The organism is Jeotgalicoccus huakuii (assembly GCF_036665975.1).
GTDB classification, from domain to species: Bacteria; Bacillota; Bacilli; order Staphylococcales; family Salinicoccaceae; genus Jeotgalicoccus; species Jeotgalicoccus marinus.
In genome coordinates this window covers 1-25,574 of record NZ_JAVIYN010000024.1, presented here as the reverse complement: position 1 = coordinate 25,574, position 25,574 = coordinate 1, and the positions used below count along the sequence as shown (strand labels likewise).

The following is a 25,574-nucleotide window of genomic DNA, read 5'->3' as shown; positions in this document are numbered from 1 at the left end:
AGAACTAATTAACTATTTTTTTCTAGTAAGTTCTTATAGGTAAGATTAGTTGCACAACTTCAGTTGAATCACTTGGCGTAATCGTAAATGGTCTCATCGTACCGAAAAATTCAACGGTAACTTCTTCAGATTGAATTGCACGTAGGGCATCCATCATATATTTCGAGTTAAATGAAATCTTAATATCTTCACCTTCAATGCTAGATGCAGTAACTTCTTCATTTACTGTCCCAACTTCAGGTGAATTAGATGTCAATTCCACATTTCCATTTTCTACTGACATGCGAATAACATTGTTGCCACCTTCTCTTGCAAGTAATGAAACACGGTCTATAGCGTGATAGAACTCAGCATTATTTACATTGACTTTAGTCTCGTAATTTTCTGGGAAAAGACGTGTTGTATCTGGGTAATTTCCTTCGAGTAATCGAGAAATGAATCTCATATTGCCGTAAGTAAAGAGTACTTGGTTTTGTGATAGGTTAATTTCGACATCTTCATCAGAGTCAGACAAAATTTTACTCAATTCAGATAGAGACTTACCTGGAATAATTGCATTTGATGCATCAGTGTTGAATGTCTTATCCAATAATTTTCTAAGTGCAAGACGGTGAGAGTCTGTTGCTGTAAATGAAATATGATCATCTTTAAATAACCAGTTCACACCAGTTAAGACAGGTCTTGTTTCAGATAGGGATACTGCAAAGTTTGTCTGGTTAATAATCGTTTTTAAGACCGTTGAAGACATTACTAGGCTATCCGCTTCGTTAACTTCTGGTAAGAGAGGATATTGGTTTGCATCTTGACCACTTAAATTAAATTCTGATTTACCTGCGGTAATTTTAGTAGAGAACTGCTCATTGGTTTCTAGTTCAACAAAATCACCGGAGAGTTTTTTAATAATATCAACAAAGAAACGTCCTGTTAAAACGACAGAACCTGGTGATTCAATTTCTAGAATTTCTTCGTTATCTATTTCTGTTGGTATTGTAATTTCTATAGAGATTTCGGAATCACTACCTGTGAGTACCATTTGATCATCTGAGACATCGATTTTTATTCCACTTAAAATAGGTAAAGTTGTTCTAGGTGAAATAGCTTTTAAGCAATGATTAAGTTGTTCGATGAAGTATTGTCTATTGATACTAATTTTCATAAGTATGTACTCCTTATTTATTAAATATATAGTAATAAAATAACAGTAATAATAGTAGGTCCTGTGAATTTGTGGAAAACTAAGTTAAAGCTTTAGGCGTCAACTTATCCACATGTGCATAAAGTGTTGGTTCAAGTGTAACATTTATCCACAGTATTCACATTATTTTAATTGAGCTTACTTTCTATTTCTTTTAGTTCACTGTTGAAAAGTTCATCTTCAGCAACGAGCTTTGAAATTTTTTCATGTGCATGTATAACGGTTGTGTGATCTCGACCTCCAAAGACCTCGCCGATTTTTGGTAATGAATTATCGGTAAGTTCTCTCGATAAATACATGGCGACATGTCTAGGAAAGGCGATGGACTTCGTCCGTTTTTTAGATGATAGTTCATCAATATGAATGCCGTAATATTCACTGACAGCAAGCTGAATATCTTGAACAGTAATGCGCTTGGTTTGAGTTGTTGTCACGAGATCTTTTAAAGCTTCGGAAACAACTTCTGGCGTCATCGGTTGATTGGAAATCTTAGCATAGGCAGCAACGCGCGTTAAGGCACCTTCTAGCTCACGGATATTTGTGTGAATATGGTTAGCAATATATATCATGGCCTCGTTTGGAATCTCAACGTTTTCTTCTTCACATTTCTTTCGTAAAATTGCAATTCTTGTCTCGAGGTCAGGTGGAGTGACATCTGTCATCAATCCCCATTCAAAGCGTGAACGTAAACGATCCTCCAAAGTAGGAATCTCTTTAGGGGTACGGTCACTTGAGATGACAATTTGCTTATTATTCTCATGCAGGGAATTAAAAGTATGGAAGAATTCCTCTTGGGTAGATTCTTTTCCTGCTAAAAATTGAATATCGTCGATTAAAAGGACATCTACATTACGGTATTTATTACGGAATTCTTCTGTTTTGTTATCACGTATTGAGTTGATGAATTCATTAGTGAATTTTTCACTTGATAGATAGACCACCTTGGCATTTGGACGATTTTCTAAAACGAAATTACCAATCGCATGCATCAGGTGTGTTTTACCAAGTCCAACTCCACCATATATAAACAATGGGTTATATGCTTTAGCTGGTGCTTCAGCAACTGCGAGAGATGCTGCATGTGAGAAGCGGTTACCATTACCGATGACAAAAGTATCGAAGGTATGCTGCTCATTTAGAGCATGGTGTATTGGTGCAGTCTTAATACTTTCCTGTTGTGTATTTTTCTCTTCTGAAACCATTGGTGTTGTTTCGTCACCTTTGATGACAATTTGAACGGTTACTTTTTCTCCGATAGAGCTGTAAATGCTATCTTCGATAATGCTTTTGTACTGCGTATTCAGCCATTCTCTCTGAAAATCACTATCTGCCTTAATGACAGCATAGCTTGTATTCAAATCGACAAGTTCGGTATTTTTAAACCAAGTTTGAAATGTCACATTTTGAATATTATGGTTGCTTTTAATTTCTTCGAGTACTTTTTCCCAGATACTATTTAAACTACTCATAAAAAAATTCCTCTCTTATTCACAAATCACAGGCTGTGGATAATATATTTACACAGGTGTAGAAAACTTTGCACAGGTTATTCACATTCTGTGGATAACTTCAGTGTGATATCTTCTTTTCCACAGGGATACGGGTAAAATTATAGCTTATTTAATTTGTGTTATCAATATTTTTCAGAGTTATTCACAATTTTCACAGTTTCCCACAAAATTTCTGACACAGCCTGTGAAAAAGTGGGAAACTCATTAAAAAATCTGTGCATAAGTGCTATAATACTTAAAAGTTATCCACAGAAACTCTTGAAAAGATTAATTTCTTCTAAATAAATATCAAATAAAAAGTTGAAAAAGCACCGTGTTTTTGGTATTCTTTAGTAGTTGCAATTCTAAGAGAAGGTAAAAACAGAGAAAAAATAAATGACGGAGGTGTCATATATGGTAAAACGTACGTATCAACCTAATAAACGTAAACGTGCTAAAGTACACGGTTTCCGTGAGAGAATGAGTTCTAAAAACGGACGCAAAGTTCTTGCGCGTCGTAGAAGAAAAGGAAGAAAAGTTCTTTCTGCATAACCATTAGATCATCTGACTAGGATGATCTTTTTTTTTGCGCAATGTCGAAAGTTTTATATAATAGAAGCTTTTTAGTATAATAATTAATCATAGATATGAAAGAGCGTAGTTAATGATGAAAAAGCGATTCAGAATTAAGAAAGAGAAGGACTTTAAGCTGATTTTCAAACGAGGTAAATCCTTTGCGAACAGGCAGTTTGTAGTGTATTTAAAAGACAATCAGGAAGTGCCACATTTAAGGCTCGGCATCAGCGTGTCAAAAAGACTCGGCAATGCTGTAAAAAGAAATCAGATTAAGCGTCGCATTCGTGCATTTTATCAGACTCATAAACATGAACTTAAGCCATTAGAGTATGTAGTGATCGCTCGTAATCCTGTTAAGGATATGAACTATCATGAAATGGAAAAATCACTCTTACATGTCCTAAAAATAGCCAGGTGTATGAAATAATACGGGGGTTAGTATATGTACAGAATTTATACTGAAAAGACGGTCAATGATGCTGTAACAAAAGGATTAGAGGAACTCGGTGTTAGCGAAGACGACATTAAAATAGAAGTGTTGGATAGTGGTTCGGCTGGCTTTTTAGGTTTTGGTAAGCGTGAGGCTGAAGTGAAACTAACGATTATCAACCCTGAACTAAAATCCTATGAATCTATTGAAGCAATGATTTCAGCACGCGAAAACGAACATGTTGAAGCAGATAGCGTTTTAGAGCGGGCAACAGATGACGTAGTCGAGCCACATGAAGAAAATCAGCCTGAAGAGACTGAAGCAGTTCAAGAATTAGCAGATGATAAGCAGCATGAACGACCTAAAATTGAGCCAATTATTGAAGAATCAAAACCGAAAAATAAAGAGCACCAGGCACTCACTGAAGCTGGTGAGAAAACATCGCATTATATTTCGGAAATAGTTTCAGGTATGGGTGTTGAGAACACGGTTCAAATGAAGGTGAAGAAGTCGATTATTCACTTAAATTTTGATGCGGATATCCCTGCAAAGATTATTGGTAAGCGTGGGCAGACTTTAAATGCACTTCAAGAACTTGCACAAAATTATTTAAATATAGTCTATCCAAGTTATAACAGAGTAGAGCTGGATGTCGGTGATTACCGAAGTAAACGTAAGGAAACTTTAGAAGCATTGGCCTTGAACATGGCGGATAAGGTAAGGCGTACTCATGAAAAAGTAAGGCTTGAACCGATGCCAGCGAATGAAAGAAAAATTATGCACCATGCACTAAGTCGTGAAAAGGGAATAGATACCTATTCAGAAGGAAAAGAGCCAAGACGCGCCATCGTGATTATTAAGAAATAAAGGAGTTTTTAAAGTGCAATTTGAAACGATCTCAAGCATCTCCACCCCAGTCGGTGAAGGGGCGATTGCTATCGTTCGTTTGTCAGGTGTAGATGCGATTGAAATTGCAGATCGTCTGTACAGCGGCGTAAAAAACCTAAGTGAAGTCGATTCACATACTATAAATTATGGTCATATTGTTGATCCTACTACCAATGAAACAGTTGAAGAGGTCATGTGTGCAGTCATGCGTGCACCGAAAACTTATACGCGTGAGGACATCGTTGAGATTAACTGTCATGGTGGGATTCATACGGTTAATCGTGTGCTTCAACTGACTTTAAACCACGGTGCAAGAATGGCTGAACCAGGTGAATTCACAAAGCGCGCCTTTTTAAATGGACGAGTTGATTTGTCTCAAGCTGAAGCGGTCATGGATTTCATTCGATCTAAAACTGACCAAGCATCAAAAGTGGCCAACCAACAAGTTCAAGGGCGCTTGAAAACATATATTGAATCGCTACGTCAAAGCATATTAAATATATTGGCTCAAGTCGAAGTGAACATTGATTATCCTGAATACGATGATGTAGAAGAAGCGACAACGTCCTTCCTCCTATCTGAAGCCAAAAAGGTAGAGTCAGAGATTGGTAAGTTGTTAAAATCTAGTGCGGAAGGCCGTATCTTAAGAGAAGGTTTGAGCACGGTCATCATTGGTAAACCTAACGTCGGTAAAAGCTCTTTACTTAACTATCTCATTCAAGATAACAAGGCAATTGTGACGGATGTTGCGGGAACGACGCGTGATATTTTAGAAGAGTACGTAAACGTTAACGGTATTCCATTAAAACTCGTCGATACTGCAGGGATTCGTGAAACGGATGACATTGTTGAAAAAATAGGTGTGGAACGATCTCGTGAAGCGTTAAAAGATGCAGAGTTAATCTTGTATGTCATGAATTATAATGATGAGCTTACACCAGAAGATATAGAGCTCCTAGAAACAGTAGATGATAAAAAAGTTATCGGTATCATCAATAAACTAGACTTAGAACAAAATCTAGATACTGACTACTTAGAAAGTCATTTCGATATTCCACTCATCAAAACGTCTATTATAAATGGCCAAGGTGTGGATGATCTTGAGAATGAAATTCAAAGAATGTTCTTTGATGGTAGTATTTCATCTGCAGATTCAACATATGTATCTAACAATCGTCACATTAACTTATTAGAACAAGCGAAAACTTCAATTGGTGACGCAATTTCTTCTGCAGAAATTGACGTGCCCGTGGATATTATTCAGATTGACCTGATTAAAACTTGGGAACTCCTTGGAGAGGTCATCGGAGAAGATGTTTCAGAACAATTGATAGATAAGCTATTTAGTCAGTTCTGTCTAGGAAAATAGAATTAAACAGGAGGTAAAATAATGACCGGAAATATGAAATATGATGTGATTGTTATCGGAGCTGGCCATGCAGGTGTCGAAGCGGGACTCGCAGCAAGCCGTAAAGGTCTTAAAACATTAATGTTGACCATCAATCTCGATAACATCGCATTCATGCCATGTAACCCATCAGTCGGTGGACCCGCTAAAGGTATTGTCGTACGTGAAGTTGATGCCCTAGGTGGACAAATGGCTAAAGTAATCGATAAAACACACATCCAAATGCGTATGTTAAACACTGGTAAAGGACCAGCAGTTAGAGCACTGCGTGCACAAGCAGATAAGGTACTTTATCAACAAGAAATGAAATCAGTTCTTGAAGATGAGCCAAACTTAGATATCCTTCAAGGTCTGGTTGACGAATTGATTATAGAAGACAATGAGATTCGTGGCGTGAAAACGAATATTGGTACTGTTTATGAAGGTGATGCTGTCATCATCACAACAGGTACATTTTTACGTGGAGAGATTATTCTAGGTGATCTTAAATATTCAAGTGGTCCAAATCACCAAATTCCTTCCTTGGCTTTAGCAGACCAACTCAAGGATTTAGGTTTCGAAATTATTCGCTTTAAAACAGGAACACCACCGAGAGTTAATGCAGACTCTATTGACTACAGTAAAACTGAGATTCAGCCAGGTGATGATGTACCGAGAGCGTTTAGCTTTGATACGACTGAATTTATTTTAGATCAACTCCCATGCTGGTTAACTTACACGTCAGCAACAACACATGAAATTATTACAGCAAATCTTCACTTATCGGCAATGTACTCAGGTGTCATTCAAGGTACAGGTCCAAGATATTGCCCATCAATCGAAGACAAGGTCGTTAGATTCAACGATAAACCACGTCACCAAATCTTTTTAGAACCAGAAGGTCGTAATACTAAAGAGGTTTACGTTCAAGGCTTATCAACGAGTATGCCTGAAAATGTTCAACGTGACATGGTGAAAAGTATTCCAGGTTTAGAAAATGCACGTATGATGCGTGCAGGTTATGCGATTGAGTACGATGCACTTGTACCGACGCAATTATGGCCAACTTTAGAAACTAAGAAAATTAAAAACCTATATACTGCTGGTCAAATTAATGGAACAAGTGGTTATGAAGAAGCTGCTGGCCAAGGACTTATTGCAGGAATCAATGCTGCGAACAAATTACTTGGTCAAGAAGAATTAATCTTAAGCCGTACAGATGCTTATATTGGTGTCTTAATTGATGACTTAGTCACTAAAGGTACGAATGAGCCATATCGTTTGTTAACGTCTCGTGCCGAACACCGTTTACTACTGCGTCATGATAATGCTGATATGCGTCTAACTGAAATTGGTTATGACAATAAGTTAATATCAGAAGAGAGATTTGCTAGATTCAATCAGAAAAAAGCAAATATTGAAGCTGAATTAGACCGTCTTAAAGCAGTACGTATCAAACCAAATGCGCATACTCAAAGTATTATAGAACAACGCGGCGGTACAGCACTTAAAGATGGTATACTAGCTGCTGATTTACTACGTCGTCCAGAGATGGACTATGAGTCAATCATGGAGATACTTTCTGAGGACATTACTCTCAAACAAGAAGAGTATGAACAAGTTGAAGTACAAATAAAATACGATGGCTATATTAAGAAATCCTTGCAACAAGTCGATAAGATGAAACGTATGGAAGATAAGAAAATCCCTGAAAATATTGATTACGATGCAGTGAACTCATTGGCTACAGAAGCACGAATGAAACTCAAAGAGGTTAAGCCTTTAAATATTGCCCAAGCATCTAGAATTTCAGGCGTAAATCCAGCAGATATTTCAATCTTACTTGTCTACATTGAACAAGGAAATGTGAAGAGGACAGGCTCATGAATGAAATAGAATTCATTAATAAATTAAAAGATCAAGGTATTGAACTTTCAACCGTACAAATTGGACAGTTTAAAACGTACTTTGAATTGCTCGTAGAGTGGAACAAAAAAATTAATCTAACAGCAGTCACTGATCTAAAAGAAGTGTATTTAAAACATTTCTATGATTCAATTACACCGCTGTTTTATGCGGATATAGAAGAAGGTGCGAGTATTTGTGACGTCGGAGCAGGTGCAGGATTTCCAAGCATTCCGATGAAGATTATTCGTCCAGACCTAAAAGTGACAATCGTTGATTCGTTAAATAAAAGAATTACGTTTTTAAATGAATTGACTGCCGTACTTGGTCTCGATAAAATGCATTTAGTTCACGACCGAGCAGAGACTTTTGGCCAACACGGACCAAGACACATGTTTGATGTTGTAACTGCCCGTGCGGTTGCAGAACTCAACGTTTTATCAGAGTTATGTTTACCACTAGTAAGAACAGGTGGGCAGTTTATAGTGATGAAAGGTAAGAAGGCCAAAGAAGAACTCCTTGATGCAGAGTTTGCACTTGACCTCTTAGGTGGGTCTTTAAAAGAAACCCATCAACTTACCTTGCCAGAAGAAGAGAGTCAGCGTTATATTCTAGTCATTGACAAGATCAGAAAGACACCTAAGAAATATCCGAGAAAACCGGGAACTCCAAATAAATCCCCATTAAAATAAAGGGTGGTGGAATGTGTGAAGAAACCTTTTTCAAAGCTATTCAACTTAATAGATAAAAGTGAAACTGCTGAAGATGATGATTCATTAGTCGAAGTACCTCTAGAAAACATTGTTCCGAACCAATATCAGCCAAGAACAGTATTTGATGAGCAACGTATTAATGAACTCGCACATTCCATTAAGAAACATGGACTCTTACAGCCGATTACACTCAGACCTATTGAAGAAGGTATGTATGAAATCATTGCTGGAGAGAGACGGTTTAGAGCCTTAAAGCGACTAGATTTTAAGGATACTAAGGCGATAGTTAAGTATCTCACTGATCAAGAGTCTGCTGCTATCGCGCTGATTGAAAACATCCAACGTGAAAATTTATCTAGTATTGAAGAAGCGAGAGCCTATAAGCAACTGCTAGCAATGGATGATATCACTCAAAAAGACTTAGCTGAAAGCATTGGTAAAAGTCAGTCATTTATTGCTAATAAATTGAGATTATTAAAGTTATCTAACGACGTTATAACGGCATTAGAAAAGGATGAAATCACGGAAAGACACGCGAGAGCACTACTTATATTGGATAACGATATGCAGTATGACGTATTGAAAAATATCGTGAATGATCATCTGACAGTTAAGGAAACAGAACTCGCTGTTAAGAACCGCCAAAAGGTGCGTGTTGAACAAATCAATTTCAATGACGATGTTGCTTTTGTATTGAATGATGTTGAAAGAGATATTAAGAAGCTTCGTGAAAAAGGTGTCGATGTCAAAATTGAATCGTCTGAAACAGATGAGCTACACGAACTTACAATTAAAATTTATAAGTAGGGTGCCTGCATTGATGTAGGTACTCTTTTTCACTTACAAACATGGCTTGTACTGTTATAATGAGTAATGTATTTTATCTTTGGGAAGTCGGTGACGTGTTATGGAAATTATTGAGCTAGCAGTTTCTGAAATTCGAAAAAATCCATATCAACCGAGACAAACCTTTGATGAAGAAAAACTAAAAGACTTAGCTGCGAGCATTAAAGTTCATGGTGTTATGCAACCTGTTACTGTGAGAAAAGCGGTAAAAGGGTATACCCTTGTTGCGGGTGAGCGTCGTTTAAGAGCGACTGAGCTTGCGGAATTAAAGACTATACCTGCTATTATTACTGACATGACCGACCGTGAGATGATGGAACTTGCCATCATTGAAAATCTTCAAAGGGAAGACTTAGGTCCTTTAGAAGAAGCGGAAAGTTATAAGCAGTTGATGCACTCTGCTAAGCTCACACAAGATGACTTATCGAAACGACTGGGCAAGTCGAGGTCTTATATTGCTAATATGCTTAGACTTTTAACCTTACCTGCTAAAGTGAAAAAATTGATTAATAATGGCAAGTTAACTGGTGCTCACGGTCGAACTTTATTAGCCTTAAAAAATCCACTCTTAATGGAAGAGGTAGCAGAACAAGCAGTTAAAGACAGCATGAGTGTTAGAAAGTTAGAAGCTCATGTAAAGACCTTTAAGAGTAAAAAGAGAATTAAGAAGTCTACAAAAAAATTAAGGTTTCTTGAGAGTTACGAAAATCAATTGAAAGATCATTTTGGAACAAATGTTGAAATTAAAAAGGTAAAACAAAGAGGTTTAATTCAATTGGAGTTTACATCAGAGGAAGAATTTAAAAGAATTCTTTCCATGTTGCAGCAAAAATAATCAAATAGAAAGGGTATGACTATGAAATTTTTAACGCTATTTAATGCGTCGAATACTGAAGGGCTGGATGAACAGCTGTCGATTATTGAAACACTTTTAGAACGAGTTAGAGATCCACAATTTTGGATAGATATCTCTAAACCAATCATATTCGCAATCATTCTACTTATTGCTGGTTATATTCTTACTAAGGTTGCGAATCGTTTAATAGAGAATTTCTTTAAATATAAATCAAAATCACGCTTAAAAGGATCAGACAAGAGAAACAATACATTGATTAATATGCTCCAAAATACAGCAACAATCTTTATTTGGTTCTTTGTTGTTGTAGCGATACTAGAGGCATTTAACATTCCCGTTTCAACGCTACTCGCTGGTGCCGGTGTTGTTGGTTTAGCCATTGGTTTTGGTGCACAAAGTCTAGTAAAAGATATGATAACTGGTTTCTTTATTATTTTAGAAAACCAATTCGATAAAGGTGATTTCGTTAGAGTGAATACATCGGGTACAACTGTTGCAGAAGGTGAAGTAATGTCATTAGGCTTACGCTCTTCTCGTATTCAAGGTTATGAAGGTGAGTTGTACATGATTCCTAATGGTACAATTAACGAAGTAATAAACTTCTCTCGTTATAATTCAGTATCATTCTTAGATATGAATTTCTCCATACAAGAAGATTTAGATAAGATTGAAACTACGCTTGAAACTTATCTGAATGAAAACTGGAGACAAGAAGATGTCCTTGTTGAAGCTCCAATTGTACAAGGTGTACAGAGCATTCAAAATGGTGAAGCAACCATTCGTGTCATGCTTACATCTAGACCGATGGAGCACTTCGGTTCAACTCGCCGTATGAGAAAACGCATCAAGCAGTACTTAGAAACACAAGGCATATATATTTCTGTACCAATGATGGATATTACCGATTTCGATGGAAACGATATGGAGGCGTAAGTCATGGATGCTAAGTACGATCTTCATAGTATTGTTGAAATGAAGAAGGATCACCCTTGTGGAAGCAATAAATTTGAAATTGTCCGCATGGGTGCTGATATTAAAATTAAATGCACAAATTGCGACCGCACAATTATGATGCCGCGTCGAGACTTTAACAAACGTCTAAAAAAAGTATTATAAATTAAAGGAGAACCTATTATGTCTTTAACAGCTGGAATCGTTGGTTTACCAAACGTCGGAAAATCAACATTATTTAATGCAATTACGAAAGCAGGTGCGCTTGCTGCTAACTATCCATTCGCTACAATTGACCCGAACGTCGGTATTGTTGAGGTACCGGATCATCGTTTAGATGTTTTAACGGAAATTGTTGTACCAAAAAAAACTGTACCGACAGCATTCGAATTTACAGATATTGCTGGTATTGTTAAAGGTGCTTCTAAAGGTGAAGGACTCGGTAACAAGTTTCTTGCGAACATTAGAGAAGTCGATGCAATCTGTCAGGTTGTTCGTGCCTTTGATGATGAGAATGTGACACACGTATCTGGTAAGGTTGACCCTGTAGAAGATATTGAAGTCATCAACATGGAATTGATTTTAGCAGACTTAGAAAGTGTCGATAAACGCTTACCTAAGGCAGAAAAAATGGCGAAACAAAAAGATAAGGACGCGATGGCTGAAGTTAAAATTCTAACGAAGATTAAAGACTGTTTAGAAGAAGGCCGTCCAGTACGTGCACTTGATTTTACTGAAGAAGAAGCAAAATCAGTTAAGCATTTCCACCTGTTAACACAAAAGCCAATGCTTTATGTTGCCAATGTGAGTGAAGACGATTTAGGTTCCTTAGAAGGTAATGCACACCTCGACGCAATTAATGAGTATGCAGCTAACGAAAACTCTCAGGTTATTGTCATTTCAGCTAAGGTTGAAGAAGAAATCGCAGTCTTAGAAGATGACGAGCGTGAAATGTTCTTAGACGAACTTGGTTTAGAAGAATCAGGTCTAGATAAATTAATCAAAGCTTCATATGACCTACTTGGCCTAGCAACTTACTTTACTGCAGGTGTACAAGAAGTCAGAGCGTGGACCTTTAAAAAAGGTATGACTGCACCAGAATGTGCGGGTATTATTCACACAGACTTCCAAAAAGGATTCATCCGTGCTGAGACTGTAAGTTACAATGATTTAGTTGAAGTGGGTAATGAGGCTAAAGCTAAAGAAGCTGGTAAGGTTCGTTTAGAAGGAAAAGAGTACATTATGAAAGATGGCGATGTTGTTCACTTTAGATTCAACGTTTAAATCTCTCCAAACGATGAAATCCTGTGATGGGGTTTTATCGTTTTTTTCTTTAGTTTTATTGTAAATTGTTAGGATTACTGATATAATAACTGATTGTGAGTAATGAAAATTATTCCTTGCTGAAAACGAATGGTTTTCAGCCGCAAAGACCATAAGGAGGTGCAAAAGATGAGAGCATATGAAATTTTATATGTAATCCGCCCAAACATTGAGGAAGAAGCTAAAGCGACGTTAGTTAAGCGTTTTGATGAGGTTCTTACAAACAATGGTGCGGAAATCGTCGAGTCTAAAGAGTGGGGTAAACGTCGTCTTGCCTACGAAATTGAAGATTTCAAAGATGGAATTTACCACATCATCAAAGTTAACGCGACAAGCGAAGCTACTGATGAGTTTGACCGCTTAGCTAAGATCAACAATGACATTATTCGTCATATCGTTGTTCGCGACGAACAAGCAGAAGCAAAAAAATAAGTTAAATATTTAGTGGAGTTGATTACATGCTAAACCGTGTGGTTTTAGTTGGTCGTTTAACAAAAGACCCAGAACTAAGAGTCAGTCAAAATAATATCGCTGTCGCTAATTTCAACTTAGCTGTCAATCGTCCTTTTACTAACCAAAATGGTGAAAGAGGTGCGGACTTTATCAACTGTGTTGTTTTCAGAAAACAAGCTGAGAACGTTAACCAGTATGTTAAGAAGGGCAGTCTTGTTGGTATCGACGGAAGAATACAAACTCGTAACTACGAGAACAAAGACGGACAAAGAGTATATGTAACTGAAGTTGTGTGTGAAAGTGTTCAGTTCTTAGAGCCTAAGAATAGCGGTAATCAATCTCAAAGCAATTATGGAAATAACTCAGCGGACTCATATGCTGATGCATATGGTTCTGGCAATCAGTCGACTGGTCAAAGCCAGGGACGTCAACAGCCAAGAGAAGATAATCCATTTGCGAACTCTAAAGGTCCGGTAGACATCAGTGATGATGATTTACCATTCTAAAATAAAAAAATAACAATCCAAATTTTGTTATCGTGTGTTTTAAAATTGTGTGTGTAAAATGTGTGGAAGACCCGGGATATACTATCTCGGGTTTTTATTTTACTTTTGAAGATACATAAGTTAATTTTATTGTTTTTATTATTAGTTTATAGTGTAGTTTTGACTTTACAGTGTTTATAATGAAACATGTAGACAATTTTTTAGGTGGGAGCGAACCGCAATGATTAGAAAAAATGTCCTGCAATGGGCACTTTTACTATCGCTGTGCGTGTTTTTGGCAGCTTGTAGTAATAATGACAGTGACGATTCCTCTGGTGAAGAAGAATCTGGTGATACTCAGAATACTGAGGAGACAACAGAAGAAGAAACAGAGTCGACCGAATCTGAAACTGTAGAAGAGACTGAAGAGGATTCGTCTTCAGAGGAAACTGCTACAGAAGAAGATGGAAGTCAAGAAAGTGAAGTCGTTCATATTACTGCCGAGCAAAGCCTTGAAGATGTGATGAACGAATTAATTTCTGCATATGAAGATGAAAACGAAGGACAGGAAATTGATGTTCAATATGGTCATACAGAAACGTTAACAGAGGACTTAATTAACGGTGATGATCAAGATATGGATATATATTTCTCTAGTTCTGATGAGGGTTATGATTCTTTAGTTGAAGCTGGAATATTAGACCAACTTGCAACGAAATATTTACTCATTAATGAAATAGTACTTGTGACTCATGAAGATAATGAGGATATTACTTCATACGACACTATTTTCAATAATGAGGATGTTACCCTATCTATAGTAAACCCAGAAGAATCACTATCTGGCAGTCATGCTAAGACGTTACTTGATGCAGAAAATGAGAGCAATAATAAAGTGAATAATGTTGAAGAGAGCGAAGATGTAGATGCTGCTCTAGAATCACTTTCTGAAGGTGAAACAGATGCTGCCCTTCTCTTAAGAACAGATATTTCTGATGAAGAAGGTCTTCGTATCGTAGCGAGAGCACCACGATCACTTGCTGAACCATTTGTTTATGGACTAGGACTTTCACAAAGTGTGGAAGACAATAGTGCAGCGAGAGATTTTTATAATTTCCTACAATCCGAAGAAGCACTGGATATCTTTTCAGAGTATGGTTATATCGTTTAATATATACTGCAGAACTATGAAACACGTAGTTCTGCTTTTTTAATTTTTAAATTGTTGTATGATAAAGATAATATCCTCGGGAAGAAGGCAAAAAGATGTGTAAGATAAAGCAACTGGGCTTAGTATTTGTTTCTTTAATGTTCACACTCGTTTTGGCAGCATGCAGTTCTAGTACGGACAATGAAGAGTCAGAAACAAGCGAAGCATCGGGTACAATAACAGTTTCAGCAGCAGCGAGTTTGACAGACGCACTTCAAGAAGTTGCAGAACTTTATAATGAAGAAAACCAAGATGTACAAGTGGATTTTAACTTTGGGGGTTCAGGTGCACTGCAACAACAGATTTCTCAAGGTGCACCAGCAGATATGTTTTTCTCTGCATCACAAAGCGATTTTGATACCTTAGTAGAAGGTGACTTTATCGATGAAAGTGATTCAACTCAACTATTAAAAAATGAATTAGTACTGGTTGTACCAGAAGGGGATACAACAGTGACATCATTCGATGATATTACAGAGGCTAAACAAATTGCTGTTGGCACACCGGAATCAGTACCTGCTGGGGAATATGCTATGGAGACTTTTGAATCTATGGGTATTACTGAAGATTTAGAAGAAAGGTTAGTATATGCAGAGGACGTGAGAGCAGTGCTCACTTATGTTGAACGTGGTGAGGTAAGTGCTGGGTTAGTGTACCGTACCGATGCGATGACAAGTGATTCAGTGGATATCATCGACGCCGCACCAGCTGATGCACATGATCCAATAGAGTATCCAGTTGGTTTAATTGAGGATTCAGAGAATACTGAAGCTGCAAGGTCGTTCTATGATTTTATTCAGACTGATGAAGCTTTAGAAGTATTTGGTGAATATGGATTCGTTACTGAGTAATTTTGGTGTGACATCGTCGCAGTTTCTTCCCCCTATACTGCTCTCCTTGCAAGTTGCGACCATTGCACTGATTTTTTCATTTATCTTTGGAACTTTAATAGCAAAATTTATGACATCTGTGAACTTTAAAGGCAAGGTTGTTTTAGAAACGATTATAATGCTACCGATTGTTTTACCCCCGACAGTAGTAGGATTTATACTGATTGTTATTTTTGGTAACAATAGCATTATTGGAAACTTGATTGAGTGGATCTTTAATCAATCCATTATCTTTACTTGGTATGCAGCTGTATTAGCCAGTACAGTGGTTGCCTTTCCACTGATGTATCAATCTGCAAAAACAGGCTTTTTAAGTGTAGATAAAGATATCAAAGATGCGGCAAAAGTTGATGGGGCGAGTAATTTTCGTATCTTTATGAAAATCACCATGCCACTCGCTTCAGTATCACTTGTGACAGGTGCTGTGTTAAGTTTTGCTAGGGCACTTGGTGAATTCGGTGCAACTTTAATGATTGCAGGGAATATTCCAGGTCGCACACAGACCTTACCAACAGCTATATATGTTGCCTTACAATCAGGAAATATGAGTCTTGCATGGTTATGGGTGATCACAATTGTTGCGATTTCATTTGTTATGTTATTGTTTGTAAGAACAAAAGTGAAAGAGTAGCGCATTGCTTTTAAGTAAAGCGCTACTTTTTAAATTAACTACCTTTTTATAAAAGATAGTTGATATTTAAAATCATGTATAGTATCTTTCTATGTAAGATAGTTGTTTATGGCGCTGTCTTTTTTAATAGGTCACTACCTTTTAATAACAGATAGTCAGGAGGGAAACCATGTCTGTCAGTGATCAAATAATGAAGGGTTTACTCGACGGTGCAATATTAGGATTGATTTCACAGGGCGAAACTTATGGGTATGAAATTACTAAAAAATTAGAAGCACATAAGTTCCCAGGTATCAGCGAAGGTAGTATTTACCCAGTATTACTAAGGTTAAGTAAAAAGGGATATGTAAATACCCGCATGGTGAAATCCGATAGTGGTGGTCCGAAACGTAAATATTATTCAATTAGTGAAAGTGGAAAAGAAGAACTAAAAATTTTTAAAGAAAAATGGGAAAAATTAAATTCTGGAATGAATAATTTGGTAAGAGGTGAGTAAAATGTTGAGTAAAGAAGCAGAGAAATTTTTAACAGAATTTCGATTAGAGATGATGGCACATGGAAAAAAAGATGAAGCGATCGATGATATGGAAGCGGAGTTAGAAGATCATTTAATTCAAGCAGAAAAAGACGGTAAAAGTTTAGAAGATGTGACAGGCAGATCAGCGAAGGAATATATTAAGAATATTTCCGGGGAAATGCCGCGTATTAACAATATTCAAAAGTATATCGCCTTATTTATAGTCTACTTAGCTGGAATTCTTACAGTCCCGAATCTAATTAGTGGTGATTTTGATTGGACCTTGAGTAATCTCTTATATTATCTTGGAATTATTGTCTTAGGCCCAGTACTGATTTACTATGGCTTTAAATATATATTAGTCAATTATGCAAGCTTTAAATCAGAGAAGATTGAAGTGAAAGGTACAGTATTAATTTTTGTATTTAGTTTCTTGTATATGGGACTTTTAGTCGGATCGATATTCTTAGTGAGAAGTTATCCAATCGTGACGTTCTTTGAACCAGGTAGAGATATCAATATTACTATTGGATTTATACTGTTAGCGATTCTAGTTATCGGGTCACTTTTGATGAAACAATGGTTCTATGCCATTCTAGCTTTAGTACTGGCAGCACCTGAGATGATTGCACAAGTATTTGCAAGTGGTGGTCCGAACTCAGAAAGTTATATTATAATTTCATCAGTGGGCTTATTAGCTGCAGTCATAATCTTGTTTATAGGTATTAGAGTAATGAATCGAGCTAAAAAGTAATTGACTTTTTAACCTTAAAGTTGTAATATATATCGTGCACATACACACATTTAAAACACGCGTTCAGCTAACAAGATTATGGATTAGACATTCGATCCACACAGTCGAATATAATAATCTATAAAAGGAGGGCTTACCTATGGCAGGTCCAAGAAGAGGCGGTCGTCGTCGTAAAAAAGTTTGCTATTTCACAGCTAACGGAATTACACACATCGACTATAAAGAAGTAGATCTTCTTAAAAAGTTCATCTCTGAACGTGGAAAAATTCTTCCAAGACGTGTAACTGGTACTTCAGCTAAGTACCAACGCCAGTTAACAGGTGCGATTAAACGCGCACGTCACATGGCATTGTTACCATACGTTAAAGAAGAACAGTAAGTTATAGTTAAACCGCTCTAGATCATTGATCTAGAGCGGTTTTTCTTATACAGTCATTCTTTTGTATACGTTATTACTTTAGAGTTTTTATTTTCAGCAATTTCTTCTGCACGCTTCACCGCATCTTTCTTATATTTAAATGTACCAGCTGCACGTTCGGCTTTAACAGTTTTAACAACCCATTCCTCGTTTTCGGCATCATATTTTACTTGAACATTCTCATCTAGTAAATCTGGATTCGCACTATCTATGTCATGCTGATCATTTTTTGAAGGATTACCTTCCTTATCAAATGAATCTAATTCTTCTTTTGATGCATTTTTATACCAATCTTTACCTTCTGATGTAGCGATAGCAATCGCACGACTTTCATCGTATCCGCTGTCTAAAAGTGCGTTCGCAATCTCGATAATTTTTTTACGTTCAAGTGTCTCAAAGTTTTTTAATGAATCAGGGTAATCTTGCATATTCCAAGACATAGCTATCATCCTTACCTTATGAATTTACTCATATAGTTCCCGTTTCCATACAGTCAAAACCCTATGATTTAAATGTTTAATCGAAGTCAAGTTATCGTTATAGTTTCTTAACATTCATTTGTTACAATGGACTTGAAAAAATGAGCCTAAGGAGATGTAGATGTGAAGTATCAAAAGATTGTTCCACATTTATGGTTTGATACAGAAGCCGGAGAAGCTGTAGAGTGGTATACCGAAATTTTTCCAGAGTCAGAGATTACCTTCCGTAAAGTTATAAAAGACACACCATCAGGTGATTCTGAACAGCTTGGATTTAAGTTAATGGGTTATGAGTTTATGGCAATTAGTGCTGGACCTTTTGCTAAGAAAAATCCTTCTATTTCTTTTATTGTTCAAATTAATAAGCAGAATGAACATTTGATTGATGAAATGTATGAAAAGCTTATGGAGGATGGTGGTACAGAGTTGATGCCACTAGATAAGTATCCTTTCAATGATAAGTATGGATGGATTGAGGATAAGTACGGTACTTCTTGGCAGTTTTGGTTACGCGATCATCGCAATGGCAAGAATCATATCGTCCCTTCTCTAATGTTTGTAAATGAAAATAAGGGCAAGGCTACAGATGCCATGAATTTGTATGTTGATACGTTTAAGAAAAGTGAACATTTAGCATCGAGAAATTATCCGACAGGCATGGAACCAAATACTGAAGATTTGGTCATGCATGCAGAAGCGAAATTAGGCAAAAAACGATTTTCATTCCAAGATAGTGGTTATGAACACGACTTCCAATTCTCAGAAGGTATCTCCTTAATGGTGAAATGTGATGACCAAAAAGAAATTGATAAGTACTGGAGTGCACTATCAGCAGATCCTGATGCTGAACAGTGTGGATGGTTGAAGGATAAGTTTGGTGTATCTTGGCAGATTGTACATAAAGTGATGGATGAAATGATGACTGAGGGTACAGAGGAACAACTTCAACGCGTTACTGAGGCATTCCTTAAAATGAAGAAATTTGATATCGCAAAACTTGAAGCGGCATATAAAGGTAAATAAAAAATGACTTCCCTTAACTTGGTAATTCAACCAGTGTAAGGGAAGTTTTTAATTTTAAGTGTTTTTTTTCGCCTGTATTATTTTTGATTTAAATCAATAACGGTATGCTCGGTATCACTGATTGATACTGTACGACGGCTACCGTCTTCCTGGATAATTTCTGCTGCATCCATGAAGTTATCGTGTTTTTCTTTTGCTTCAGCTTTTTGGTTATTTCTCTTTATATCTTTTTCAGAAGTCATTGAATCAAGTTTGCTTTGATAAGCACTCACATCAATCGTACCTGAACGTTGGTCACTGCTCTCTTTTTGATTTTTTTCAGTTTCTCTAGCAGATTGATTCTGCTCTCCTGCTTCTTTTTTCTCTTCAGCTTTTCTTAAATGGTCTTCATTTTGTCTTGAAGTAGCTGCTTTTTCTTTTTTAGTTTCTTTCACTGCAGATTCTCTCACTAATAAGAGAATCTGACCGTTATCTACAGCGGCTTTGAACGTATTCAGCTCATCTGAGCTCAAGTCTAGTTGATCAAAGACACGCTCTGTTGAGTTCTCATCTAAAAATTTAGCTGCAACCTTATCCCACATGTTTCCATCAGCTTTTTTAAAGCCGACATTTGTATAGCGTAGGACCGTTGCTTTAAAGCGGTCTTTTGCGACCGTTATCATATCTTTGTCTTTAACACCATCAGCACGTAGTTCATAAATCTTATAACTTAAATCATCGATATTTGAGAATTTCTCAATAGTAGTCATGTTCAATCCTCCATCACAGTCTTTTTTATGATTATACCCTGATATCCTTATAAAGAAACGCAGTTTACTCTTTTATTGACAAATATTGCATATTATTTATATTTATAAATAAGGGAGGTCATTTATGCAAATTAATGGTTCAGTTATTAAGTCACGACGTGCGGAATATAGTTTGACGCAGTTACAACTCAGTAAAAAGACAGGTGTTTCAAAATCATCAATTAGCCGTATGGAAAATGACAGTAATAACGGTAATATTCGATTCATTGACGCGATTAAAATTATGAATGTGCTTGATTTGAATTTGGATGAGCTGATTATTACAGTCACAAAATCAATCGACACTAAAGTATTAAAAGTACTGGATGAAATTCGAGAAACACGTGAGCTTTACCTTATTGAAGATACACTGAACCAGTTGACCTTGCAGCAATGGCGATCTACGACGCTGCACTCTGTATATTACGATTGGCATATGGGTTTGAAATATCTACATAAGAAGAAATATAAAGATGCTCTGACTTTTATAGATAAGACGCTAGATCGTTTAGATGACTTGCCTTCACTGGAATATTTGAAGGCTAGTGTATATACAAGTAAGGGTTATGTTTTACATATGCTAGGTGAAGATGGAAACCCGTATTATAAGTCAGCAATTTACATGAAGCGTAAAGATGATGGAAAGTTGGATTATCGGACTCGTGTGAGACTGTTGTCGTATATGATGGATAGTAATATTAAGGTGGAGAACTATGATCTTGTAGAACGCTATGGTAAACGTGCAATGCACTTATTAAAGGAAAATGAATCCACTTATATGATGAATCGAATTAAAAAATTGTGTGAGAAAATCAAACAATATCCCGTATAAGGAACTTTACGAAATAGAGATAGGAAATAGTAAGAAAATGAAATATAATAGGTTTAACTCTGAGACATCAGAGAAAAACTGAAAAGGAATGATCAACATGCAAGAAAGATTATATAAAACTTGTATGGCATTTTGTATTATCGTAGCATTGTTTGTCCAAAAAAAGGTATACACGAAATCGTGTGACTGCATTGGATCGTATTTAAGTATGGAAAATATCCTGTGGCCTAGAAGGCTAGATTTTATTAGTGCAGCTGAGAAAATCGAAGTGATTAATTTACTTGAGCGAAAGAAAGACAATTGTTCCGATATGGAGTACAGAAATAAATGTGACTTCTATTTGGATGCGGTAAGAGATGGACTTCTTTTTTATTATGATGAAATCAGAGATTTTTTAGGTTTAAACAACAATCCAGTGTCAGCAAATGTTTCAGTTGAAGTGGAGCATATTTTAGAGATGTTTGCTCATATTTCCTTGTCTCTATCCAAGCTACCACTGAAAACTGCAGATTTAATAGGTAGAAATTATTACACAAGGTTTAGCGGATTTGAAAATGCAGAAGAACAGCACTTGTCGCATTATATCTTTTTATTTAAACACAAGCAGCACAGCCAGGCTATTTTTAATGAGAAGTTGCCTTTGACACTAAAACATTACAGGAACATGTTGGCGAGATACGAAAGGCATAAATTGTGTACCTTTCTAACTGAAGAGATGCTGATTTACATATGTATTGGTCGCAATCAACAAATTAAATTTACTTTATAAAAGAAAACCAAGCAAAAGTTATGATGACCTGAGGTCATTTAACTCTGCTTGGTTTTTACGATTTATTTTTCCTCTTCTTCTGGTCCTTTTTGAATTGTAGCTTCCACGCTATCTCGTCGCTCGTCACGATTAAGTGATTTGTCGTCATAGATGAGTAAAAACTTTCCTTCCTCAACAAAGTTGAGATATGATGAAACTAGGTCTTCCTCTAAGCCTGAAGTTAGTAAAAAACTCTCGGCCTTTTCATTATTTGTAAAAATATCTTTAAATGAAGTGCTCTCAGAGTGTGGGTTGTATGTGAACCCCATATATTCTGTCCAATCAGGTTCTTCTTCATCTAAACCTAGTACATTAAAATCTGATTCGTAATAATCTTGCTCATTTTTAAGTTGATCAATACGTTCTAGAATTTCACTATCTGTGTCATATTTCTCAATATATTGCACAATGCTCACCTCTACAAAAATCTTGATGTCTATCTATTCCCTTGAAAAACGAATGTAAACCAAAGTTTTACTTATAATATCATAAAATTCCGAACATTAAGTCCTACCTTTTTTAAATTGTATAGTGTTTTATAATGAGTTATATTTATCTTGAAGAAAATATTGCTAAACAGTTCGGATTTTTGCTATAATATTGAAATTAATATTTTCAGCATCTTTTTATTTATTAATAATTACATACTAGGAGGCAGTTTTTATGTGGGAAGATAAGTTTAAAAAAGAAGGATTAACTTTTGATGATGTGTTACTTTTACCAGCACACTCTGAGGTCCTTCCTAAAGAAGTTGATTTATCAGTAGAGCTCGCACCGAATTTGAAGTTAAGCATTCCTTTAATCAGTGCAGGAATGGATACTGTTACTGAATCACAAATGGCGATAGCATTAGCACGTCAAGGTGGTTTAGGTGTCATTCACAAAAACATGTCTATCGAACGTCAACGTGATGAAGTTGAGAAAGTGAAACGTTCAGAAAATGGTGTAATTAAAGATCCGTTCTTCTTAACAAAAGAAGAGCAAGTGTTTGCAGCTGAACACTTAATGGGCAAATATCGTATATCAGGTGTGCCGATTGTTAATAATCCTGAAGAGAAAAAATTAATAGGTATTATTACTAATAGAGATATGCGTTTTATCGAAAACTATTCGATTACAATCGAAGAGGTTATGACAAAAGATAACCTTATCACAGCCCCGGTTGGTACAACATTAGAAGATGCGGGCCGTATTTTACAAGAGCACCGTATAGAAAAATTACCTTTAGTTGACGACAATAATGTCTTAAAAGGATTAATTACAATCAAAGATATTGAAAAAGTTATTGAATTCCCAGATGCTGCAAAGGATGACCAAGGACGTCTACTCGTTGCAGCAGCGATTGGTATTGCTAAAGAAACTGAAAAACGTGCAACTGAGCTTGTTGAAGCTGGCGCTGATGCTTTAGTTATTGATACGGCACACGGCCACTCACAAGGTGTTCTAGATGCGATTAAAGATATTCGTAACCAATTCCCTGAAGTGACATTAATTGCCGGTAATGTTGCGACAGCAGAAGGGACACGTGCTTTAATTGAAGCGGGTGTTGACGTAGTTAAAGTTGGTATTGGACCAGGTTCAATCTGTACAACACGTGTCGTAACAGGAGTAGGTGTACCACAGGTTTCTGCAGTTTATGATGCAGCTACAGAGGCACGTAAACATGGTAAAGCGATTATTGCTGATGGTGGTATTAAACTATCTGGTGACATCGTTAAAGCCCTTGCAGCCGGTGGTCATGTAGTTATGCTTGGTAGCTTATTAGCAGGTACTGAAGAAGCACCTGGTGAGACTGAAATGTTCCAAGGGCGTCGTTACAAGACATACCGTGGCATGGGTTCTATGGGTGCTATGGAACAAGGTTCTAAAGATCGTTACTTCCAAGAAGATTCTGAAGCGAAGAAATTTGTGCCAGAAGGCATTGAAGGCCGCACAGAGTATAAAGGCCCAGTAGCGGATACAGTGTACCAATTAATGGGTGGTCTCCGTTCAGGTATGGGTTATACTGGTAGTAAGAACTTAGAGGCACTTAGAGAACAAAGTCAATTTGTGAAGATTACAGCAGCTGGCTTAATTGAAAGTCATCCACACAATGTACAAGTGACTAAAGAAGCACCAAACTACAGTAGATAACTAAGGAGTAATTCGCTTATGGAAATGGGAAAAGAACAAGAACTTATATTAGTAATTGATTACGGTAGTCAGTATAACCAACTGATTACCCGCCGCATTCGTGACCTTGGTGTGTATAGTGAATTGCATAATCCAAGCATCACGATTGAAGAAATTAAAGAACTCGATCCAAAAGGGATTATTCTTTCCGGTGGACCACGTTCAGTGTATGCGGATGACGCCTTTACTGTAGATCCAGGTGTATTTGAATTAGGTGTGCCAGTACTTGGTATTTGCTATGGTATGCAACTGATGATGCAGATGAACGGCGGAGAAGTGGTAGATTCAAATGAAAAAGAATCTGGTCAAACTGAGATGCGCTTAAATAATGAAATTGATATTTTTGAAGGTTGGAACACAATCGAACAAGTACTGATGAGTCACGGAGACAAAGTGATACGTCTAGGTGATGGTTTTACAGCAATTGCTGAGACAGTACTATGCCCAACAGCAGCAGTTAAACACAATGAAAAACCGTTTTATGGTGTGCAGTTCCATCCGGAATCCAGACATACTGAAAATGGGAATAAGTTTATTGAAAACTTTATCCGTAATATTTGTGGTTGCCATGGACAGTGGACGATGGATAACTTTATTGACATTGAAGTGGAGAAAATCCGCGAACAAGTTGGCGACAAACAAGTTCTGTGTGCCATGAGTGGTGGTGTAGACTCATCCGTTACAGCAGTGCTGATTCATAGAGCGATCGGTGACCAACTGACATGTATCTTTGTAGACCATGGTCTCTTACGTAAAGGTGAAGCGGATATGGTAATGGAACAATTTGGTGAAGGCTTCAACATGAACATCATCAAAGTCGATGCGAAAGACCGTTTCCTATCCAAACTTGAAGGGGTGTCAGACCCTGAAGAAAAACGTAAGATTATTGGTAATGAATTCATTTATGTCTTTGATGATGAAGCATCTAAACTTAAAGGTATCGACTTCCTAGCACAAGGTACACTATATACAGATATTATTGAATCAGGTACAGAAACTGCGAAGACAATCAAATCCCACCACAATGTAGGTGGACTACCTGAAGATATGCAGTTTGAATTAATTGAACCACTAAATACGCTCTTTAAAGACGAAGTCCGTGAGTTAGGGATTGAACTTGGAATTCCAGAACACTTAGTATGGCGACAACCATTCCCAGGACCAGGATTAGGTATTAGAGTCTTAGGTGAAATTACTGAAGAAAAACTTGAAATCGTTAGAGAAAGTGATTGGATCTTAAGAGATGAGATCGCTAAGGCCGGACTCGAAAGAGATATTTGGCAGTACTTCACAGTATTACCGAATATCAGATCAGTTGGTGTCACTGGCGATTATAGAACTTATGATTACACAATCGGTGTCAGAGCAGTAACGAGCATCGATGGTATGACAAGTGAATTTGCAAAAATTGATTGGGATGTTTTAGAAAGATTATCAAAACGTTTAGTCAATGAAGTCAGACACATCAACCGTGTCGTTTATGATATTACAAGTAAGCCACCAGCGACGATTGAGTGGGAATAACTATATAAAACACTAAAACCCTTTAACTGC

Annotated in this window: 29 protein-coding genes; 24 read left to right on the top strand and 5 right to left on the bottom strand. The window is 36.8% G+C overall.

What is annotated here, in order from left to right:
• Window positions 1-22: 22 nt before the first annotated feature.
• Together dnaN and dnaA are read right to left on the bottom strand one after the other, a co-directional pair.
• Window positions 23-1,156, bottom strand: coding sequence for a DNA polymerase III subunit beta (gene dnaN, locus V6E76_RS10940; RefSeq protein ID WP_026867090.1), 1,134 nt, complete (start codon window positions 1,154-1,156; stop codon window positions 23-25).
• A gap of 167 nt (window positions 1,157-1,323) precedes the next feature.
• Window positions 1,324-2,664, bottom strand: a complete 1,341-nt coding sequence (gene dnaA / locus V6E76_RS10935) for a chromosomal replication initiator protein DnaA (RefSeq protein WP_166626404.1) — start codon at window positions 2,662-2,664, stop codon at window positions 1,324-1,326.
• Window positions 2,665-3,099: 435 nt separating this feature from the next.
• Between dnaA and rpmH the strand changes: the two genes are divergently transcribed.
• The 19 genes from rpmH (at window position 3,100) to rpsR (ending at window position 17,879) form a co-directional block, all read left to right on the top strand.
• Window positions 3,100-3,237, top strand: coding sequence for a 50S ribosomal protein L34 (gene rpmH, locus V6E76_RS10930; protein ID WP_026867092.1), 138 nt, complete (start codon window positions 3,100-3,102; stop codon window positions 3,235-3,237).
• 115 nt (window positions 3,238-3,352) lie between these two features.
• The gene (rnpA, locus tag V6E76_RS10925) at window positions 3,353-3,688 is read left to right on the top strand and encodes a ribonuclease P protein component (protein WP_247352807.1); all 336 of its coding nucleotides are present in this window, start codon (window positions 3,353-3,355) and stop codon (window positions 3,686-3,688) included.
• Window positions 3,689-3,703: 15 nt separating this feature from the next.
• Entirely contained in the window at window positions 3,704-4,558 is an 855-nt protein-coding gene (gene jag / locus V6E76_RS10920) for an RNA-binding cell elongation regulator Jag/EloR (RefSeq protein WP_247352805.1), read from the top strand.
• A gap of 13 nt (window positions 4,559-4,571) precedes the next feature.
• Window positions 4,572-5,948 (top strand): tRNA uridine-5-carboxymethylaminomethyl(34) synthesis GTPase MnmE, encoded by a 1,377-nt coding sequence (mnmE, locus tag V6E76_RS10915; RefSeq protein WP_247352804.1) that lies wholly within the window; start codon window positions 4,572-4,574, stop codon window positions 5,946-5,948.
• A 21-nt stretch (window positions 5,949-5,969) separates the two neighbouring features.
• A complete protein-coding gene (gene mnmG / locus V6E76_RS10910; protein WP_247352802.1) occupies window positions 5,970-7,853 on the top strand; it encodes a tRNA uridine-5-carboxymethylaminomethyl(34) synthesis enzyme MnmG in 1,884 nt (627 codons plus the stop codon).
• A complete protein-coding gene (gene rsmG, locus V6E76_RS10905; RefSeq protein ID WP_247352800.1) occupies window positions 7,850-8,563 on the top strand; it encodes a 16S rRNA (guanine(527)-N(7))-methyltransferase RsmG in 714 nt (237 codons plus the stop codon). The genes mnmG and rsmG overlap by 4 nt, the downstream gene beginning before the upstream one ends.
• 15 nt (window positions 8,564-8,578) lie before the next feature.
• A complete protein-coding gene (locus tag V6E76_RS10900; protein ID WP_247352798.1) occupies window positions 8,579-9,391 on the top strand; it encodes a ParB/RepB/Spo0J family partition protein in 813 nt (270 codons plus the stop codon).
• Between the two features lie 100 nt (window positions 9,392-9,491).
• The gene (locus V6E76_RS10895) at window positions 9,492-10,265 is read left to right on the top strand and encodes a ParB/RepB/Spo0J family partition protein (protein ID WP_247352796.1); all 774 of its coding nucleotides are present in this window, start codon (window positions 9,492-9,494) and stop codon (window positions 10,263-10,265) included.
• Window positions 10,266-10,286: 21 nt separating this feature from the next.
• Complete coding sequence (locus V6E76_RS10890; protein ID WP_247352794.1) at window positions 10,287-11,219, top strand: mechanosensitive ion channel family protein; 933 nt, start codon at window positions 10,287-10,289, stop codon at window positions 11,217-11,219.
• 3 nt (window positions 11,220-11,222) lie between these two features.
• Entirely contained in the window at window positions 11,223-11,402 is a 180-nt protein-coding gene (locus V6E76_RS10885) for a DUF951 domain-containing protein (RefSeq protein ID WP_247352792.1), read from the top strand.
• Between the two features lie 18 nt (window positions 11,403-11,420).
• A complete protein-coding gene (ychF, locus tag V6E76_RS10880; protein ID WP_247352790.1) occupies window positions 11,421-12,521 on the top strand; it encodes a redox-regulated ATPase YchF in 1,101 nt (366 codons plus the stop codon).
• Between the two features lie 168 nt (window positions 12,522-12,689).
• Window positions 12,690-12,992 (top strand): 30S ribosomal protein S6, encoded by a 303-nt coding sequence (gene rpsF, locus V6E76_RS10875; RefSeq protein WP_247352788.1) that lies wholly within the window; start codon window positions 12,690-12,692, stop codon window positions 12,990-12,992.
• A gap of 26 nt (window positions 12,993-13,018) precedes the next feature.
• Entirely contained in the window at window positions 13,019-13,519 is a 501-nt protein-coding gene (gene ssb, locus V6E76_RS10870; protein WP_247352786.1) for a single-stranded DNA-binding protein, read from the top strand.
• A 220-nt stretch (window positions 13,520-13,739) separates the two neighbouring features.
• Complete coding sequence (gene modA / locus V6E76_RS10865) at window positions 13,740-14,669, top strand: molybdate ABC transporter substrate-binding protein (protein WP_247352784.1); 930 nt, start codon at window positions 13,740-13,742, stop codon at window positions 14,667-14,669.
• A gap of 95 nt (window positions 14,670-14,764) precedes the next feature.
• Window positions 14,765-15,559: a molybdate ABC transporter substrate-binding protein gene (modA, locus tag V6E76_RS10860; protein WP_051220541.1), complete on the top strand. Its 795-nt coding sequence runs from the start codon at window positions 14,765-14,767 to the stop codon at window positions 15,557-15,559.
• Entirely contained in the window at window positions 15,540-16,229 is a 690-nt protein-coding gene (gene modB, locus V6E76_RS10855; protein ID WP_026867106.1) for a molybdate ABC transporter permease subunit, read from the top strand. The genes modA (V6E76_RS10860) and modB overlap by 20 nt, the downstream gene beginning before the upstream one ends.
• A 169-nt stretch (window positions 16,230-16,398) precedes the next feature.
• The gene (locus V6E76_RS10850; protein ID WP_026867107.1) at window positions 16,399-16,725 is read left to right on the top strand and encodes a PadR family transcriptional regulator; all 327 of its coding nucleotides are present in this window, start codon (window positions 16,399-16,401) and stop codon (window positions 16,723-16,725) included.
• Between the two features lies 1 nt (window position 16,726).
• Window positions 16,727-17,500: a hypothetical protein gene (locus V6E76_RS10845; RefSeq protein ID WP_026867108.1), complete on the top strand. Its 774-nt coding sequence runs from the start codon at window positions 16,727-16,729 to the stop codon at window positions 17,498-17,500.
• Window positions 17,501-17,639: 139 nt separating this feature from the next.
• Window positions 17,640-17,879, top strand: a complete 240-nt coding sequence (gene rpsR / locus V6E76_RS10840; RefSeq protein ID WP_017547433.1) for a 30S ribosomal protein S18 — start codon at window positions 17,640-17,642, stop codon at window positions 17,877-17,879.
• A gap of 53 nt (window positions 17,880-17,932) precedes the next feature.
• On the opposite strand, the gene V6E76_RS10835 is transcribed toward rpsR, so the two are convergent.
• Window positions 17,933-18,358, bottom strand: a complete 426-nt coding sequence (locus tag V6E76_RS10835) for a DUF2188 domain-containing protein (RefSeq protein WP_026867109.1) — start codon at window positions 18,356-18,358, stop codon at window positions 17,933-17,935.
• A 162-nt stretch (window positions 18,359-18,520) separates the two neighbouring features.
• On the opposite strand from V6E76_RS10835, the gene V6E76_RS10830 reads away from it, so the two are divergent.
• Window positions 18,521-19,420: a VOC family protein gene (locus V6E76_RS10830; protein WP_026867110.1), complete on the top strand. Its 900-nt coding sequence runs from the start codon at window positions 18,521-18,523 to the stop codon at window positions 19,418-19,420.
• Window positions 19,421-19,497: 77 nt separating this feature from the next.
• Here the strand turns inward: V6E76_RS10830 and V6E76_RS10825 are convergent, their stop codons facing one another.
• The gene (locus tag V6E76_RS10825; protein ID WP_026867111.1) at window positions 19,498-20,169 is read right to left on the bottom strand and encodes a general stress protein; all 672 of its coding nucleotides are present in this window, start codon (window positions 20,167-20,169) and stop codon (window positions 19,498-19,500) included.
• A gap of 124 nt (window positions 20,170-20,293) precedes the next feature.
• On the opposite strand from V6E76_RS10825, the gene V6E76_RS10820 reads away from it, so the two are divergent.
• A complete protein-coding gene (locus V6E76_RS10820) occupies window positions 20,294-21,040 on the top strand; it encodes a helix-turn-helix domain-containing protein (protein WP_035856580.1) in 747 nt (248 codons plus the stop codon).
• A gap of 97 nt (window positions 21,041-21,137) precedes the next feature.
• On the top strand, window positions 21,138-21,809 hold the full coding sequence (locus tag V6E76_RS10815; protein ID WP_499797810.1) for a YfbU family protein: 672 nt from the start codon (window positions 21,138-21,140) through the stop codon (window positions 21,807-21,809).
• A 62-nt stretch (window positions 21,810-21,871) separates the two neighbouring features.
• Here the strand turns inward: V6E76_RS10815 and V6E76_RS10810 are convergent, their stop codons facing one another.
• Window positions 21,872-22,255, bottom strand: coding sequence for a general stress protein (locus tag V6E76_RS10810; RefSeq protein WP_026867113.1), 384 nt, complete (start codon window positions 22,253-22,255; stop codon window positions 21,872-21,874).
• Window positions 22,256-22,511: 256 nt separating this feature from the next.
• On the opposite strand from V6E76_RS10810, the gene guaB reads away from it, so the two are divergent.
• A complete protein-coding gene (guaB, locus tag V6E76_RS10805) occupies window positions 22,512-23,981 on the top strand; it encodes an IMP dehydrogenase (RefSeq protein ID WP_026867114.1) in 1,470 nt (489 codons plus the stop codon).
• A gap of 18 nt (window positions 23,982-23,999) precedes the next feature.
• Window positions 24,000-25,544: a glutamine-hydrolyzing GMP synthase gene (gene guaA, locus V6E76_RS10800; protein WP_026867115.1), complete on the top strand. Its 1,545-nt coding sequence runs from the start codon at window positions 24,000-24,002 to the stop codon at window positions 25,542-25,544.
• Window positions 25,545-25,574 lie beyond the last annotated feature (30 nt).